Raw genomic sequence first — 17,834 nt, forward strand, 5'->3', positions numbered from 1 at the left:
GCTGGGGATTCAGTAAACCGACAAGATCCCACCCAGCGTCCACGCTGACCTGCGAGGTGGCGCAGTTAGGGATAAAATCCGCATCAAGATGAACTGATGGCTGTGGGGCAAGACGCTCTCAGCCTTTCTCAGGGCCGGCCACTGCGCCGGCCTTGTTATTGGTGACCCCCCTCCTTCCCACCCATCACTATCAACCAATAGTGAACAGTGCTTATTCATCAAGCTGGATTGTTAACTTCATTGTCGGGGCAGATAATGACCATATCGTCAGCGGCATGTCGCCCTGGCCCAGAGTTTTCTGGTGCGCCGCGCACCGGCACAACGCATATGGAGTCTGTCATGTCTATCGCCCCCGTCTGGTTCATCTCCCATGGCGCCCCGGATCTGGTTCTGCGCGACCAGCCGGCGACCCATTTCCTCAAAAATCTGCGCCTTGGCGATCTCAAGGGGCTGGTGGTCATCTCGGCCCACTGGTTTACCCGCAGCGAGCTGCAGATCAACGTCGAGCCCAACCCGGCCTTGATGTACGACTTCTACGGCTTCCCCGAGCCGCTCTACCACATCCGCTGGCCGGCCAGCAGCCCGCTCTGGCTGCAGGAGGCGGTGAGCGATCAGCTGCTGCTGGCGGGCCTGCCCGCCGAGCCGGTGCGCCGCGAGCTGGATCACGGGGTCTGGTCGCCGCTCTCGCTGATGGATCCCGCCAGCAGTGTCCCGCTGGTGCAGCTCTCCATCCCGGCCAGCTTCACCCCGCGCCAGCTGTGGCAACTGGGGGAAGCGCTGCAGCAGCTGCGCACCCAGGGGATCGGCATCCTGGCCTCCGGCGCCATCACCCACAACCTGCGGGCACTGGGACCGGAGAACTCGCCGGTGCCGGGCTGGGCCCGCAGCTTCGTCAACTGGTTGGAGCTGACCATGAGCGAGGGCGACCGGGTGGCGCTGGAAGATTACCGCGCACGGGCACCGGGGGCGGTGGAGTCCCATCCCCACGATGATCACCTGCGCCCGCTGTTCGTGGCGCTCGGCGCAGCCGGTCAGGACAAGCCGGTCAAGCTGCACGACAGCTGGGATGGCGGCAGCCTCTACATGGGCTCCTACCGCTTCGGTTGAGCCCTGGCAGCGCCAGGCAACGCAAGATGGCGGGTCACTTCCCGCCATTTTTTATGGCGTCGGCACTGACAAACTGCTGAATAGAGGTTCATTGTCCGCCGCTCTTCGGTAGAATCGCCGCTTTCGATCACCATCTGACCAGCGGGAGGGGCACAAACCGGCAATGAACCTTATTCGACCCCTGCTGCTGCTCTGCCTGCTGTTTCCCCTCTGCGCCCAGGCGCTCACCCTGCACAGCCGTCACTACCTTCAGAGCAGCCCGACCCCCACGCAGGCGGCCGAACAGCAGTGGCTGGCCCAACACCAGCTGCTGCGCGTCGGTGTGCTGCGCCACGACTACCGCCCGTTCGCCATGACCGGGCCGGACGAGCACTTCGAGGGGATCTCTGCCGACTATCTCGACATCGTCGCCAAGACCCTGCAAAAGCCGGTCGAGCTGCGGGTGTTCGACGACAAGCGCAGCGCACTGGCGGCGCTACGGGCGGGGGAGCTTGACCTCGTCAATCTCGGCAACCTCAGCCTGAGCGGCCCAGACCAGGCGGGCATCGCCCTCAGCCAGCGCTATTTCAGCAGTGCCCCCGTCTTCTCGGCGCTCGCCACCGAACAGGGCCCGCTGCTGCTGCCGGGCCAGCGGGTCGCCACCGTGCAGGGTTATGTGGACGAGGCCGCCTTCAAGCGCTACTACCCGGATCTGGTGCTGGTCAGCTACCCCTCCAACGTGGCGGCCTTCGATGCGGTCTTCTTCGGCCGCGAGCCGCTGCTGCTAAGCGATCCCCACTCCCTGCACTACCTCAACAGCGAGCGCTTCGACAAGATCCGGCAGCGCGGCCAGGCGCAGCCCGCCATCGCGGCGGACGGCTTTCGCTTTGCGGTCTCGGCCGACAGCCCCCGGCTGCTGGCGCTGCTCAATCACGCCCTGACGGGGGTGAGCGACATCACCCACAGCCTCATCTTCAGCCAGTGGAACGGCCCCATCCGCGACATCGTCGAGCGCCCCAGCGAGCTCTACAGCACAGAGGAACGCGCCTGGCTGGCGACGGCCGGCCCGGTCAGGGTGTGGTTGATGGACGATCTCTACCCCTACGGGGTGCGCGACTACGACAACCAGCTCACCGGCATGTCGGTGGAGATGCTGGAGAAGATCAGCCGGCGCTCCGGCCTGCGCTTCGAGTTCGTCAGTTATGGCTCGGAGCTCGCGCGCAACGAGGCCCTGCTCAGGGGCGAGCTGGATCTCATCGGCGCCATCTCCCGCCCGGTGGCCGAGAGCTACCGACTGCGCCCCTCCCTGCCCTATGCCACCGACGACATCTATGTATTGGTGGCCCGCAAGGGGGATGCCTTGAGCGGCGATCTGGCACAGCTTGCCAGCAAGCGGGTGGGCAGCACCCACTACAACCCCATTGCCAGGCTCCTCGACAACAGCCGGGTGAGCTATCTGGAGAGCGCCGACGAGGCGATGGCGGCGGTCGACGACGGCCGGCTCGACGCCGCCATCGTGCCGCTCTACTTTGCCCAGCACGCGGTGGAGTGCGGCCGGCTCAGCCAGATCCGCATCGCCGGCCCCGCCGACAACCAGCCCATCCGGATGGGCTTTGCCAGCCTGCCCGGCAACCAGATGCTGATGGATGTCATCGACAAGACCATCCTCTCCATCGCCCCCAACGAGCTGGCCACCATGAGCTACCAGTGGCGCAACCGCAAACTGCCGGCGCCCACCTTCATGGAGCGCAACGCCCCCTACTTCTACCTGCTGCTGGCCGGCTTGTTCGCCATCGCTCTGCTGCTGCTCTATCGCAACCGCATGCTCAACCGGCTGGCCCGCTCGGAGCAGGCCTCCCGCCGCCAGCTGGAAGAGCACGTGCGCTTCATCGAGGCCCTCGGCGAGAGCCTGCCCCACCCCATCGTGGTGCGCGACAAGCGCGGCAAGGTGATCCTCTGCAACAGCAAGTACCTGGCCATCCTCAACGCCCCCATCGAGCGGGTGCTCGGCACCTCGTTTGCCGAGGGGCTCAAGGGGCTGCTGGGCGCCGAGGCCATCACCACCCTGGAGCAGGATTTTCAGCAGGTGCTGCAAAGCGGCAGCCCCATCTTGTCGGATCGCATCTTCAGCCAGCGCGGCCCGCGCCAGTTCGTCTACCACTGGATGGTGCCCTACTTTGACTACCGCGGCGCCATCAGCGGGGTGATCAACGGCTGGATCGACATCACCGAGCGCAAGACCATGGAGGAGGCGCTGCGCCGCGCCAAGGAGCAGGCCGACCGCGCCAGCCGCGCCAAGAGCGACTTTCTGGCCACCATGAGCCACGAGATCCGCACCCCCATGAACGCCATCCTCGGCATGCTGGAGCTGGCGAGCCAGGATCCCGCCCTCGCCCCCTATACCGGCGAGCAACTGCGCATCGCCTCCGAATCCGCCAACGGCCTGCTGGATCTCATCGGCGACGTGCTGGACATCTCCAGCATCGAGTCTGGCCAGCTGACCCTGGCCCCCGAGCCGTGCGAGCTGGCGCCGCTGCTGCAATCGGTGGCCCGCGCCTTTGCGGGCATAGCCGAGCAGAAGGGGCTCAGCTACCGGGTCGAGCTGGATCCCCTGCCACGGGTGCTGATCGACGGGCCGCGCCTGCGCCAGATCGTCTTCAACCTGCTCGGCAACGCCATCAAGTTCACCGAGCAGGGGGAAGTGAGCCTGCAGGCCAGCCTCGCGGGGAGCGCGGAGCAACCGCAGCTGCACCTGCTTATCCGCGACAGCGGGGTGGGCATCGCCCCCGACAAGCTGCCCGGGCTGTTCAACCCCTTCTACCGCGCCCACGACCCCTACCAGTTCGCCGGCACGGGTCTTGGCCTCAACATCGCCCGCATGCTGTGCCAGCTGATGGGGGGCAAGATAGCGGTCAGCAGCGAGCTTGGCGCCGGCACCGAGCTCAGGATCCGGCTGCCGCTCACCCCGCTGGCGCCAGAGCCAGCGTGCGAACCCTTGCCTGCGCCCCTCGATGCCCCTTCGGCCATGGTTGCCTCGCCCAAGCGCCCCTCACCCCTTGCCGCCTCCAGCCGGCTGCGGGTGCTGGTGGTGGACGACAACCACGCCAACCAGGTGCTGCTGCGCCAGCAGCTCAAACACCTGGGCCACGAGGTGAGCGTGCGCGGCAACGGCGCCGAGGCGCTGCGGGCCATCCAGAATCAGGACTTCGATCTCATCATCACCGACTGCCAGATGCCGCTGATGGATGGCTTCGAGCTGACCCGCCGCCTGCGCGCCCGCGGCCACACCCTGCCCATCTGGGGCTTTACCGCCCACGCCACAGCGCGCGAGCGGGAGCGCTGCCTGGCCGCCGGCATGGACGAGTGCCTCTACAAGCCCATCGGCCTGGCCCGGCTGCGCACGGCCCTCGCCAGCCTGGAGCAGAGCGGCGCCAGCGCCCTGATCCCGGTCTGATTATCTGGGCCGGATGGCGCGGGCTGTGCTCCCACCGTATCCGCGCCAGCCGTGTCCACCCCAGTCCTGCCAGCCCGATCTCTGTCACACCCTCGCATGCTCACGCCAGCCCGCCATCTCTTGGGACTGGAGTCTGCCAGCGGCAGGGTGTGTAATAGCCGTTTGTGTTTGGCGACGACCCGGAACCCCATGCAACTCAAACCCCTTCTCAAGGGGCGCTTTCAGCCCCACTGGCAAGCCGGCCACGATCTCATCGAACAGGTGGTCAGCTCCTGCATCACGGAGCGGCGTCTCATCCCCGAGGGGGAGCCCCTGATGCGCCAGGGCGAACCGCTACGGGATCTGGTGCTGGTCAAGAGCGGCCGCATCGCCATGGGCCACACCGCCATGAATGGCCGCCGCCTTCAGCTCGGCACCCTCGAGTGCGACCACCAGCTCTTCGGCGAGATGGAGTTCTTCACCGGCTACCGCTGCCAGCTCGACATCATCGCCGAGGAGCCGCTGGAAGTGGCCCGCATCGATGGCGAGCAGCTGGAGCAGGCGCTGGTCGCCCACCCCAAGGTGGCGCTCTTCTTCGCCACCGCCATTGCCATCGACTATCAGGACACGGTGGATATCTTCACCTGCCGCATGCTCTACCCCATCAGCTACAACATCGCCCTCGACCTCTATCACAGCCACTGCCACGACAACCCGGTGAGTGGCTTTCGCAAGGGGTATCAGGAGGCGGAACGCTTCGGCACCACGGACAGGGTCTACCGGCGGGCGGTGAAAGAGCTGATGGACAAGGGACTGGTGGAGCGCGGCGAAGAGGGGTTGCAGATCCGCGATCTGGCGGGGCTCAGGGCCTTTCTGGAGCAGCCATAAGTCGCGGGCATCAGTTGCCGCCTGAACAGCAACAAGTGGAACAGCAACAAAAAAGAGGGGGCGGTTTATACCGCCCCTCTTGCTGTTTGCTCTCCCGCTCAGGCGAGACAGGGCTGCGGCCGGGCCATGCGCAGCGACGCCACCAGCATGGCGAGGATCACGCCGTAGATGAGCGGGATGGCGTACATCACCGCCTGCAAGCCGATCACCTGCTCGAACAGGGCGCTGATGGCCGGGCTGAACATGGCCCCCGCGCTGCCGCTGATAAGGATATAGGAGACGTTCTTGCTCGATGCCTGCCGTACAAACGACACCCCGTAGGCGATAAAGGCGTTGTAGAGCGCGGCGCAGACAAAGCCGTAACCGTAGGTGAGGTAAGGCAGCTGGCTCAGGTTGTCGGTGGTAACGATGAGCGCCGTCATCCCCATCGCCAATGTGATGATCACCAGCAGGAAAGTGCGGATCGCAATGCGGGTCACGATGGCGGTCGACACCAGCGCGCCGAGCAGGGCCGCCGTCCAGTACTGGGTGATGATGTTGCCCGCCTCCTCGAAGGGGATGCCGAACTTGTTCTTCACGAACATGGGCGCCCAGGTGAGGAAGGTGTAGAGCGCCAGCATGCCCAGAAAAAGCCCCAACCCGCCGCTGATGATGCCGAGGTTCCACTCCGAGTGCTCGTTGCCGGCGCTCTCGCCGCCCGCCTCGCAGCTGCGGAAGTTGGTCTGCACCGCCACCAGCATGGTCGCCAGCGCCACCACGCCCACCGCCAGATAGCTCCAGCTCCACGCCATGGCGTGAGTCAGGGTGTAGGTAGTGATAAGCGGGAAGACCACCCCGGCCACGTTGAAGGTGGCATCCTGCACCACCAGCATGGTGCTCTGCATCCGCGCCTGCCAGACGCTCACCACCAGAGTCCCCGCAATGCAGAGCCCCACCCCGCCGCACAGGCCGATCACCGTCATGGCCGCCATCACCACATAGAGCGAACCGGTCAGATGGAGCGCGGCCGCCGCCAGCGCGATCAGGCCGTAGCAGAGCAGCGTCATCCGCTTGAGGCCCACCTTCTCGATGAGGAAGAAGGCGGCAATGGTGCCCGCCAGTGCCCCGCCGTTGAGCAGGGAGAAGATGGAGGCCACCTGATTGACGTCGGCGCCGAACTTGGCGGCGATGGGGTCGATCAGCATGCCGAACTGGGTCGCAAAACCGGCCATCACGAAGTTGGCCAGGAAGCTGATGGCAGTGAGGGAGAGCTTATTGTTCATTTTGGATCTCTCTTGGGGTCAGGGTGCGTGCAGGGTTGGGCGGGGCCGCAGCGCTACAGCGCTGTGTGCAGCGCCAGCTCGATCATCTGGTTGAAGGAGAGCTGCCGCTCCTCGGCAGTAGTCTCTTCACCGGTCAGGCAGTGGTCGGAGACCGTCAGGATGGCGAGCGCCTCGATCCCCTGCTGATGGGCCAGCCCGTAGAGACCGGCCACCTCCATGTCGATGCCGAGCACGCCAAACTTCTCCAGCGCCGGAATGAGGTTTTCGTCCGGATCGTAATAGAGATCGCCGGTGAAGATATTGCCCACCTTGACCGGAATGGCCTTCTCCTGCGCCTTGGTGAACGCCTTGTGCAGCAGGGCGAAATCGGCCGAGGTGGCCATCTGGTAACCGGCACTGCGCTTGGCATTGGTCGGGGAGTCGGTGCCCGCCGCCTGCGCCAGGATCACGTCGCGCATCTGCACGTGGCGCTGGGTCGCCCCCAGACTGCCGATGCGGATGATGCGCTTGACCCCGAAGTCGTTCACCAGCTCGTGGGCGTAGAGCACCATGGAGGGGATCCCCATGCCGTGGCCCATCACCGAGATACGCTGGCCGTTGTAGTAGCCGGTGTAGCCCAGCATGTTGCGCACATTGGTCACCTCGCGCGCATCGGTCAGAAAGGTCTCGGCGATATAGCGGGCCCGCAGCGGGTCCCCCGGCATGATGACGGTCTCGGCGAAATCGCCCGGGTTGGCATTGATATGAGCAGTCATTGTTGTTGTGCTCCAGTTTGACTCGTGTGGATGAGGGCATCCTAGCCCCCACCCCCTCGCCCCTTGCAGGACAAAAGTCCTGTTGCGCCGATCGAGATCCCAGTTCCGGCAACTTCTCCGGGGCCACCCCGCTTGACCCCCTTCGCCGCCGCTCAGCTGCCCCCGCACACCCCAACCCAGCCCTGCCCCTGCGGCAAGCGCCCCGTCATCCGTTCAGCGATAATGCCCCTGCGCCCAAAAAGCGCGGGGGGCCTGATGGCCCCCCGCAAACACACCGGATGAGAAAATGCCTTACTTGGCGGCGCTATCCTTCACGCACTTCTGGACAAAGCTGTTCTTGGCCGCGCCAGCCAGCTTCTTGTCGGCCGCCGCCTTCTCGCACTTGGCCGCCGGATCCATCGCCGCGCCCGTCTTCACGCACTTCTGGATAAAGCTGTTCTTCGCCGCACCGGCCAGCTTCTTGTCAGCCGCCGCCTTCTCGCACTCGCCCGTCTTGGCGCCGGCGGCATCTTTCACGCACTTGCCGACAAAGCTGGTCTTGGCAGCGCCCGCCAGTTTTTTGGCCGCGGCCTGCGCCTCGCACTGCAACTGGGCCGCGTCGTTGGCAAAGACCGGATTGGCCAGCAACACGCTGCCGCAGAGCAGGCCGAACAGGATGGCAATACGCTTCATATGACGTTCCTTATTGTGATGTGTTGGCATGGTGACCTGTTTGCACTGTGATGGTTTGCAAATAGCGGTTATTACAACAGCTGATTGTTGCCGCAGATCCCCCGCCTTGCCAGCCAAGGCCACAGAGCACAGGGCACCATAGCCGCACTATAGCGCCGATTGACTAAGCGGGATTCTCCCCGACCAGCTCCGCCTCAACAGCAAGCCAGACCCCTCTTCTCCACGACATTCGCCAACACCAATAAAATCAAGGGCCATGGGAATCCTGTTCCCTACCACAGCGATTTCTTGAGCCAGCGCATAAAACGCAGATATTCCTGATAGTTACGTCACCTTTTGACTGGTGAGAGCAGATTCGATTGGCTTAACATAGCCATCCGGTGCCTATTCATCTGTGATGGGCTGCTGCCTCGCTGGTCAATGGAGCATATTGGAAGCTGTAATCCACGGGCGGTAGCGTATGTTCATCAGCTGAAAATATATTCACAAATGAAGTTTTAATTTAACGAAAAGTTGTGAGTAAAAATTTGGCCTTAAACTTAGTGAGTTTTGCATCCAAATAATCCCCCATCAAATACGAGAAGTTTTTATATTGTCATCAAATAGGACACATGACATGTCAGCCTCAACCTCAGCGGAAATACTCAAAACATACCAGACCCTATCTCTATGTGATGCAAATGAGTCAGCAACTAGGCTCAAAGTTATAGATAGAGTTCTTCGCGAAATTCTTGGTTGGCTTGATGAGGATATTTCTCCCGAGGAGCATGTAACGGAGGATGGAAATACAAGCTACTCCGATTACATATTAAGGACAGCAAATACAGCTATTGTTGTAGAGGCCAAAAAAGTTGGTGCATCATTTACAGCCACTGCAGGGCAGAGGCGAGTGAAACTATCCAACCAATTTCTGCAAAGTGAACTTGGTCACGCGATTATCCAAGCAAGAGATTATGCTAGAAAGTTTGGAATAGATTATGCGGTCGCAACAAACGGCGCTATTTGGGCAATTTTCCCAGCGCAGCGACATGACCAAGTCAAATTTAACGACTCTACAGCTCAAGTATTTTGGTCATTACAAGATGCGCTACATGAAAGTTATCAAGAGTTCTATGACTTATTAAGCCGCAGCTCTGTTATATCAGGAAGTTTGGAGGCCATACTTCTTGGGAGAGTAGGAAATCAAATTGAAAATAGGAAGCTGGGGAATTTTTTCTCTACTAATGCCAGAGGTACTCGTCACAACCCAATGTTTCCATTAATTGAGAATGAAGTAAAAGCTGCTTTTTCAGACTCTATAACATCATTAGATAGTAACTCCTTTGAGAGGTGCTATGTAGCCACACCAGAAACACTTAAGTTTGATAGAAAAATAAGAATGAATGTTACTCGCAGAGAGCCTGTAGTTGGTGGTGCGGTTCTTCGTGCAATGAAGAAAACTGATACGCAAATAATCATTGATAAATTTAAAAAACATGGAAAAAAACAAAGCGCGCCAAACATAACAAAACCACTCGCGATTCTACTCTTAGGTACAGTTGGAGCAGGAAAGACAACCTTTCTCCACTACATGAGAAAAGTCAGAATAAATGAAATATTTGACAATCCGAATGATAAAAGCCCGCCTCATTGGTTACACTTAGATTTTTTAAGCAGTCCCAGTAATATTTCCGCTAGCGAATTTATATATAACTCTCTATTGGAATATATAAACTCCAACAGCATGCTTAAGAATAGAAATTTTGTTCGAGATGCATATGCAACAGAGATTGAAGCTTTGAGAGCTGGCCCCCTAGCATTTGCATCTGATGATAAAGCGAATGACCTCATATCAGAAGCCCTAATGAGTGATTACCAAAAAGTCACTCCATATGTAGATAAGATTCTAAAGTATGCAACTAAATTATCACCTTTTTTTCTAATCATAGATAACGTTGACCAAATAGAAAATGACGATGCTCAATCTAAACTTTTCACTGAATCACTTGCTATTGCGAGACATTTAGCATTGAACCTAGTTTTATGTCTACGTCAGTCAACATTTGCAAGACACAGAAACTCCCCTGCAATTGATGCTTTTGACTTCGAAACAGTGCAGATTGACCCACCGAGAATAAGCACTGTTCTTTCTAAAAGGTTTGCTTTAGTTAAGCACTTATCACAAGGAAAAAGAGGGGAATTCATTGCTGAAAATGGTGCAAAAGTAAAGTTAGATGACATATCACAAATTGTCGACTTACTACAAGGCTCTGTTCTTGGCACCGAAATCGGAAATAGAATAGAAGTGCTTGCAACAGAAGATGTGCGGCTGGCTTTGAGAATGACCCGAGAGTTTTTAGAGCGTGGTTATACAAATCCAGGAAGAGCTCTAGACCTTTACCAGAGAACTGGAAAATATTTACTTCCGAAGCATGAGGCCTTTAGAGCTATTATGCTTGGTACCCACATGGTATATAATGAAGATTCATCATCCATAGCAAACCCTTTTGACGCCCGCCTTTCAGTTAATCAAATGCAGTTATTAAGATTGTATCTATTATCTGCCATTGTTGCTTACGCTAGTGAAAGTAATTTCAGACAAATAGATGGCTCTATAATATCTGAATGTATGAAAAAAATTGGTATTGGGGATGGTTTTACCAAACAAGTGTTGTTTGATCTATGCAAGAAAAGATTTATATTTACTGCTAACCATGGAGAACCTACGATTGCTTCTAGCTTTGTTCCATCACGATTGGGTGGATATATAGTTAGAGAATTAATATGCAACTTTACATTTATTGAAAACGTCATGTTTGACACTTATATATCTGACACTAAAATATGGCAAAACTTACGGAACTTAAGTAATGACATAGATGCTGAACGAGATATTTTAAGAAAAATTAGACTCAGAGTTCAACGAGGTAGAGTTTTTTATGAGCATATGCATGAGTCGTTAAAACTTCTTGTAAATGAAGCGAGAAAACGTGGTCTGCCAGTGCAATGGTGTAATGACGTAATGCAAGAGAGAAAGAAAGACTTCAGGAAAGAACTAAATCGAGTCAGATCATCAGCCAAGCGAAATTACAATCCAGCAGCTTTATTAGAGGCAAATAGAAATAATGTCTCATTTGATGATGATGATTTTGATAGCGAGTGATAATCCACTTTAATATTTAAATCGCTCTATGTTATAAACCTCATAATAAAAATCCCCCGTTACCGGGGGGGGGGTGGGTTATTTCTATCGGTTATCTTAGCTCGGCGGCGTAACCCACCCAAAACGCCCTGAACCACGCAAACTCCGCTGGCAGGTAATAGGAGCAGCGGCAGCACGGCGTGCTTGGCGAGCGGGCCGGGCAGCGGCACGTCCAGCCCCAGGATCTCGCCCACCGACACCTTGAACTTGTGCAGAGGCTTATACGCTTTTCAGCGCCTGCTTCTCCCCCTCCAACCAATACTCCCTTTCAATTCCCACCCCGGCGACAAAGTCGGGATCGTGGGAGACCAGCAGCAGGGTGCCCGGATAATCGGCCAGCACCTGAGTGAGCAGCTGACGCGAGGGGTGATCCAGATGGTTGTCAGGCTCATCCAGCAGCAGCAAGTCGGGCTGTTGCGCCAGTACCATCAAGAGACCCAGCTTTAACCGCTCGCCACCGCTCAGCCCATGGCAGGGCGCCAGGGCGCGATCGCCGCGCAGGGCGATGCCCGCCAGCCGGGTTCTCGCGTCACTCTCGGAGAGTATCGGCACCACTGCCAGCAGGTTGGCCAACGGACTGAGGTCTCGCGCAATCAGGCTAAGTCCCTGATCAAGACAGGCCAGCCGGCCATTGATGCGAAAGCTGCCGGCCTCGGGTGCCAGCTCACCGCGCAGCATCTGCAGCAGGCTCGATTTGCCGCTGCCGTTGCGACCGGCCAAGAGACAGCGAGCCCCCCGTTGCAGCACCAGATCGACCTGCTGACCATGCCAGCGCCTGTGGCGCGCCGCCGTGATCACCAGCGGCTGGGCCGCCCCCTTGCGATCGCTTTTCGCCGGCCACTGCATGACAAGCGGCTGCACCGCCGCCAGCGCAGCCGCCGCTTCGGCGCGCGCCTCCACCTGGGCACTGTGGCCCCGCTCGTGGCGATCCAGCACCTTGCCAAGGGATTTGCCCGCCTGCTCCGCTTTGAAATCGAGCAGGATCTTGGCCTGGGAGCCGCGCTCGCGTCGCCCCTGGCTGGCCCGTCTGGCCGCCTGTTCGCGCACCTTTTGCACGCTGCGTGCCGCCGCCCTTTCACGGCGCTCCGCCTGCGCCAGCCGGGCGCTGCGGGCAGCCTGCAGCTCGGCCTGCTGCGCCAAAAATGCCTCAAACGAGAGGCTGCCACTCTGCAGCCCCTGTTCGCCCAGCTCCAGAATCTGGCTGGCCTGATTGAGCAGCCGCCGGTCGTGACTTACCAGCAGATAGCCACCACTGTGGCTGGCCAATCGCTGGCTCAGCCACGCGATGCCACTGGCATCCAGGTGGTTGTCCGGCTCATCGAGCAGCAGAAAGTGAGCAGATCTCGCAAACAGTGCCAGCAGGCGCAAACGGGTGAGCTGGCCGCCGCTCAGGGTGCTGACCGGGGCATGGGCATCGAGCCTGAGGCCCGCCTCTGCCAGCAGGTCGGCAAGATCGCTGCGCAGGTTCCAGCGATCAGCCAGCCGCTCGAAATCGTCCAGGGCGCAGCTCCCCTGCTCGATGCGCTCAAGGGCCCGCAGCGGCTCGCCCCAGCCGATAAGGTCGGCCACGCTGGCTGCGTCGTCATGAGTCTGCGCGGGTGCAAACTGGGACAACCAGCTGATGGGGGTCAACCACTCGATCTTGCCAGAAGCCGCGCGGCGCTGGCCCGCCAGCAATTCCAGCAGCAGGCTCTTGCCGATGCCGTTGCGGCCGATCAGGGTGCAGCCCGCAGCGGGCAAAGTGAAGGTAAGGGGCACTGTGCAGGCGCCGAAGGGCAGCTGCAAGGCGTTGATATGACATGCGATATGGGTCATCTGAACTCCTGTGGGCCAGTGCGGAAGCCGCAGGCCAAGAGCCAAGCCAAATGACAGGGACACGTGTCCACAAGTGGGAAAACAAACAAGGAATCAGCATCAACCTGTCACGGTAAGACGCACCCGATCTCCCTGGCGGGAGAGGAATCAAAAGCGGGGTGCGGACAGGTTAAATGCGCATCGGAGAACGTACTCATATATCAAAGGAGCCAAGAGGCTAACCCGACATATGCGAGCAGGTCAACACACATGATCTGGCTCAGATCCTGTTGTCAGCCATTTTCAGCCAAAATGAAGCCTCGTAAGAAAACCACTCCTTGAGGGATAGTTCAATACCCATATGGAGCACAACTGACGGATGACATGATCTAGAATGTGCGCTCTTTTTTTATTCGGGATTCGATTATATGAAACGCGCTTTCTTCGCCGCTCTGACCATGCTGGCTGCACCTGCCATGGCCGAACAGACTGTTGCCCACCACTTCGCCACACTGGAATACCAGCGGATCATCGATGGCTGCCAGATGTATCGCCTCAATACCCCGCAAGGCGCCACCCTGCTGTTCGGACACAACTTCAATGACACCGGCGTCAATGCGGAAGGAGGTGCCTCTGCCGGTACCATGGCTCTCTACTCCTACATGTATTCCGACCCGAAATATCGCAGCTACTCCCTGCGGGGCACCAATAATCTCTATCAGCCCTCCACCAGCGACTCTTATACCTTCATGACCCTTTCCGTCGGGGCCGGCAGATCACCCGACAACTTCATGTTGTCCCAGCGCAAGAACATCGAACGGGCGACCTCTTACTCCAGCGGTGATACCCAGCTCTCGATGCATTTCTACGATGGGCAGGATCAGCCGAAATATGACAAGGCGATGCCGAAATATCTCTCGCTGTGCGGCAGCAATATTGCCTCCTTCGACTCATTGACCAGCCTTAGACTGCGCATCGCCAGCTCCACCATCAAGGTGCAGTACCCAAGATTCAACCAGCCTGCCGGGATCAAGGCCAGCAATGATCTGGTCAGCGAAGTCCAGCTCGCCTGGAGCAATGCCGACAACAGCGCCATCACGACCCGTCAGCATAAATACACCCGCATCTCCCGCGCCGAGAAACTCGACAAGCCGCAAGATCAGAAATTTGTCGAACTGGCCAAACTCGGCATCAACGACGACCGCTATATCGACATCAATGGCGACCAGAATCCTCTGATCCCCGGCAAGGAGTATGTCTATCAGGTGCAGTACTGCGACGGTTACGACTTCTGCGAAGCGAGCCCTCAGGTGATTGGCAAAGCTAATTAAGCAGCCCGCTATCGAAGCAATAAAAATCCCCCGCACTCGGGGGATTTTTGTTTCCCGTTCACCCTGTTTGGCGAGTCACTATCTGCGCCGGTGATCGCTATCAGCGGTTCTTGAGCGCCTCCACCCTGGCGATCAGGATGGCCATAAAACCGGAGATGATGATCAGCCCGACGCTGACAGGCAGCACAGAGACGGCGTAAGGAACAAAAATAGCGCCGCCGACCAGGGAACCCGAGAAAATGATCAAGGGCAACGGCAGCAAGAGTAACAGTGCGATATAAACCAGCACCCTGGCGATGACCAGAGGGGTTTTGAGGGATTGCGTTACGACTTTTCGGTACGGCCACATGATGGTTTGCTCCCTGGTACGTTATTATCCGGCCATCGGCCGCTCCCCCGAAAAGGAGTTTCGGCCCTGTTCGTCCATGATGGCTTCATGCAGCACCCTGATTAACAACCACCGACCGGCTGGTCAAGGGACTCTCCATTACCGGTTTTTTCCCATGTTTTTTATTCTTCTGCGCGCCGCCATTATGACGGAGAAAACCCGCATCAAATCGGTGCCGCACCACAGCAATGTCTAATAACTGTTTCTATATCAGCAGCTTATTGATTTCCTGCCATTCGGGGGCTTGTACCAGTCCCCACTCTGGGATCGCACCAGGGAGCGTTCAGGCAGAAGGCTCGGGGTCCACCGCTGCCAGCAACGCAGTGCCATAGGAGTTGTCTATGGTGCAGCGCCACTGCCCATCGGCGTCTTTGCGAAACACATAGGTGGCGCGGCGGGTTTCATCAGTCAGGCCTCCCTGACCATCCGGGTAATTGAGCCGGGTCTCCATGATCACCAGCGCATTGTCGGCCCCCTCGATCACCTCCATGGCGCCCTGTTCCACCGTGAGTTGCCCCTGAAAGTAATCCGAGATGGCAGTGAAGGCACGGCGGATGGCGGGAATACCGTGCACCACCATGCCGGGCTTGACCACCAGGGCGGCGTCCTCGGCGTAGAAGGCCATCAGGGCGTCGAAATCACGCCGGGAGATGGCGGCGTCGCAGGTCTCGACAAGAGCACGAAGGGGATGCTGACTCATCTTCACTCCTTATGGGGCGGCTTGCCCGCCCTGTCATGGATAGAAAACAACGGATAGAAAAATCCCCCGAGCTCGGGGGATTGGCTTTCAACTTAACCGAGCAGGAAGGCTCTTAGCGGGGCAAACTCCGCCGGCAGGTTGTGGGACAAGAGCGGCAGCACGGCATGTTTGGCAAGCGGGCCGGGCAGCGGCACGTCCAGCCCCAGGATCTCGTCCACCGACTCCTTGAACTTGGCCGGATGGGCGGTGCAGAGGAACACCCCCACTTCGTCCTCAGCCAGCTGTTCGCCCAGCAGATCCCAGGCGATAGCGCCATGGGGCTCGCACAGGTAATCCAGCTCATGCAGGCGTTTCAGCGCACCACGGGTTTCGGCATCACTGCGCATGCCAGAGCCCAAGGTCTCCAGCGCCCAGCCGTTGCGACGGCACAGTTCTTCTACCCTAGGCCAGTTGTTGGGGCGGCTCACATCCATGGCATTCGACAGGGTTGCCACCGTCTGGTGCGGATCCCACTGACCGGTTTTCAGGTAGCGCGGCACGGTATCGTTGGCATTGGTGGCGGCGATAAAGCGCTTCACCGGCAGCCCCAGCGCCTTGGCGATAAGACCCGCGGTGAGGTTGCCAAAGTTGCCGGACGGCACGCTGATGACCGCCTTGGCGCGATCGGCTTTCGGCAACTGGGCCAGCGCCTCGAAGTAGTAGCAAACCTGGGCCAGCAAGCGGCTGATGTTGATGGAGTTGGCGGAGTTCAGGCCAATGGCCTTTTTCAGCTCCTCATCGTCGAAGGACTGCTTCACCAGCGCCTGGCAGGCATCGAAGTCGCCGTCGATGGCGATGGTGCGGATGTTGCCCCCTAAGGTGCAGAACAGCGCCTCCTGCAGCGGGCTTATCTTGCCCTTCGGGTAGAGGATCACCACCTCGATCCCCTCCAGCCCGTAGAAGGCGTGGGCCACGGCGGCGCCGGTGTCGCCGGAGGTGGCAGTGAGGATGGTGATCTTGTCGTTGGTTCTAAAGGCCGCGAGGCACTGAGCCATAAAGCGGCCGCCGAAGTCCTTGAACGCCAGGGTCGGGCCGTGGAACAGTTCGAGGGCATAAGTGCCATCTTTGAGTTTCACCAGCGGCGCCGGGAAGGTGAAGGCCGCCTTGACCAGTTCGTGTACCTGAGGCGCGGCCACTTCGTCCCCCAGCAGGTGGCTGAGGATGTGGGCGGAGCGCTCCACCAACGGCAACTCCAGCAGGGCATCCACATCGGCCAACGGCTCGAGCCGCTCGGGGAAGAACAGACCCTGTTCGCGGCCCAGACCCTGACGCACCGCCTGGGCGAAGCTCACCTGTTCACTCTTGTCCTTGATATTGTAAAGATTCATAGCTCGCTTCCTGTTACCCGTGCCCCGGCCATGTCGAGTTTGCAAACCCGGGCAAATCCATCTTCGTTCTGCACGAAATGTGCGTCCATCCAATCTTTCATCCGCTCGGCCTGGGGCAGATCCTTCATCACCACGAACACGCTGGGGCCAGAGCCCGAGATGCCGGTGGCCAGTGCCCCGTTCTGGGCGGCCTGGGCCCGCACTTCGGCAAAGCCTTCAATGAGCGCCGCGCGGTAGGGCTCGGCAATCACGTCTTTCAATACGCTCGCCGCCAACCCCTCCTGCCCGGTGTAGCTGGCGTGCACGAAGGCGGCCAGCCGGCGGCCATAGGTGAGGCAATCCTGCCGGCGATACTGGGCCGGCAGAATGGCGCGGGCCGCGGCGGTGGAGACCACTGTGCCCGGGTAGCAGACCACCCAGTACCACTGCTCAAACACCGGAATGCCCTGGCTGATGACGCCATGCTCTTCCAGCACCAGCTGCATGCCGCCCAGATAGCAGGGGGCGACGTTGTCGTAGTGGACGGAGCCGGAGATCTTGCCTTCCATCTCCCCCATCAGCAGCAGCAGGTCGTGTTCATTGAGGGGGGCGCCGTGAAAGGCGTTGAGGCCTTCCAGTGCCGCCACTACGCTGCAGGCGCTGGAACCCAGACCCGAGCCCACCGGCAGGTTCTTCTCCAGCACCATTTCGAGCGGCTTGAGACCAAGGCCGCGCTTCTCCAGCGCCTCGCCATAGGCGAGCCAGCAGTCATGGAGGATGTTCTTTTTCGGGTCAGCCGGCAACTTGTGGGCGTAACGGCCCACGGAGGAGAGGGCAAACGGTACATCGGCTGCCTTGACCTGGACGCGATCCCCGAGCAGGGAGCCATCCACGGGGGCGAGCGCCGCCCCCAGTACATCGAATCCCACGCTCAGGTTGGCGCTGGAGGCGGGGGCATAGGCCACCACGCTGCCGCTCTGGTACATGTCTGAACTCAT

The 17,834-nt window shown here is 59.2% G+C and carries 13 protein-coding genes; 5 read left to right on the forward strand and 8 right to left on the reverse strand.

The window, feature by feature from the left end:
• Window positions 1-339: 339 nt before the first annotated feature.
• From QLG02_RS01550 to QLG02_RS01560, 3 genes are all read left to right on the forward strand, one after another.
• Window positions 340-1,107 carry a class III extradiol ring-cleavage dioxygenase gene (locus QLG02_RS01550; protein ID WP_282464329.1) on the forward strand — a complete coding sequence of 256 codons (768 nt, stop codon included), beginning with the start codon at window positions 340-342 and terminating at the stop codon, window positions 1,105-1,107.
• A gap of 163 nt (window positions 1,108-1,270) precedes the next feature.
• Window positions 1,271-4,540 carry a transporter substrate-binding domain-containing protein gene (locus tag QLG02_RS01555; RefSeq protein ID WP_282464330.1) on the forward strand — a complete coding sequence of 1,090 codons (3,270 nt, stop codon included), beginning with the start codon at window positions 1,271-1,273 and terminating at the stop codon, window positions 4,538-4,540.
• Between the two features lie 189 nt (window positions 4,541-4,729).
• On the forward strand, window positions 4,730-5,407 hold the full coding sequence (locus QLG02_RS01560) for a Crp/Fnr family transcriptional regulator (RefSeq protein WP_282464331.1): 678 nt from the start codon (window positions 4,730-4,732) through the stop codon (window positions 5,405-5,407).
• Between the two features lie 98 nt (window positions 5,408-5,505).
• On the opposite strand, the gene tsgA is transcribed toward QLG02_RS01560, so the two are convergent.
• The 3 genes from tsgA to QLG02_RS01575 form a co-directional block, all read right to left on the reverse strand.
• Complete coding sequence (tsgA, locus tag QLG02_RS01565) at window positions 5,506-6,669, reverse strand: MFS transporter TsgA (protein ID WP_282464332.1); 1,164 nt, start codon at window positions 6,667-6,669, stop codon at window positions 5,506-5,508.
• Between the two features lie 53 nt (window positions 6,670-6,722).
• Window positions 6,723-7,424, reverse strand: a complete 702-nt coding sequence (gene deoD / locus QLG02_RS01570; RefSeq protein WP_005303072.1) for a purine-nucleoside phosphorylase — start codon at window positions 7,422-7,424, stop codon at window positions 6,723-6,725.
• Between the two features lie 291 nt (window positions 7,425-7,715).
• On the reverse strand, window positions 7,716-8,096 hold the full coding sequence (locus QLG02_RS01575) for a hypothetical protein (RefSeq protein ID WP_042065734.1): 381 nt from the start codon (window positions 8,094-8,096) through the stop codon (window positions 7,716-7,718).
• A gap of 616 nt (window positions 8,097-8,712) precedes the next feature.
• Between QLG02_RS01575 and QLG02_RS01580 the strand changes: the two genes are divergently transcribed.
• Window positions 8,713-11,238 carry a hypothetical protein gene (locus QLG02_RS01580; protein WP_201885653.1) on the forward strand — a complete coding sequence of 842 codons (2,526 nt, stop codon included), beginning with the start codon at window positions 8,713-8,715 and terminating at the stop codon, window positions 11,236-11,238.
• A 258-nt stretch (window positions 11,239-11,496) separates the two neighbouring features.
• Here the strand turns inward: QLG02_RS01580 and QLG02_RS01585 are convergent, their stop codons facing one another.
• Complete coding sequence (locus tag QLG02_RS01585; protein WP_282464333.1) at window positions 11,497-13,092, reverse strand: ATP-binding cassette domain-containing protein; 1,596 nt, start codon at window positions 13,090-13,092, stop codon at window positions 11,497-11,499.
• Window positions 13,093-13,499: 407 nt separating this feature from the next.
• Between QLG02_RS01585 and QLG02_RS01590 the strand changes: the two genes are divergently transcribed.
• Complete coding sequence (locus tag QLG02_RS01590; protein WP_282464334.1) at window positions 13,500-14,402, forward strand: hypothetical protein; 903 nt, start codon at window positions 13,500-13,502, stop codon at window positions 14,400-14,402.
• A gap of 100 nt (window positions 14,403-14,502) precedes the next feature.
• On the opposite strand, the gene QLG02_RS01595 is transcribed toward QLG02_RS01590, so the two are convergent.
• The 4 genes from QLG02_RS01595 to thrB form a co-directional block, all read right to left on the reverse strand.
• Entirely contained in the window at window positions 14,503-14,751 is a 249-nt protein-coding gene (locus tag QLG02_RS01595) for a hypothetical protein (RefSeq protein ID WP_049047326.1), read from the reverse strand.
• Window positions 14,752-15,073: 322 nt separating this feature from the next.
• Complete coding sequence (locus tag QLG02_RS01600; RefSeq protein ID WP_282464335.1) at window positions 15,074-15,490, reverse strand: SgcJ/EcaC family oxidoreductase; 417 nt, start codon at window positions 15,488-15,490, stop codon at window positions 15,074-15,076.
• Between the two features lie 92 nt (window positions 15,491-15,582).
• Window positions 15,583-16,857 (reverse strand): threonine synthase, encoded by a 1,275-nt coding sequence (thrC, locus tag QLG02_RS01605; RefSeq protein ID WP_282464336.1) that lies wholly within the window; start codon window positions 16,855-16,857, stop codon window positions 15,583-15,585.
• A complete protein-coding gene (gene thrB, locus QLG02_RS01610; RefSeq protein WP_282464337.1) occupies window positions 16,854-17,834 on the reverse strand; it encodes a homoserine kinase in 981 nt (326 codons plus the stop codon). The genes thrC and thrB overlap by 4 nt, the downstream gene beginning before the upstream one ends.

It is taken from the genome of Aeromonas sp. V90_14 (assembly GCF_029967615.1).
In the GTDB taxonomy this organism is placed as follows: Bacteria; Pseudomonadota; Gammaproteobacteria; order Enterobacterales; family Aeromonadaceae; genus Aeromonas; species Aeromonas hydrophila.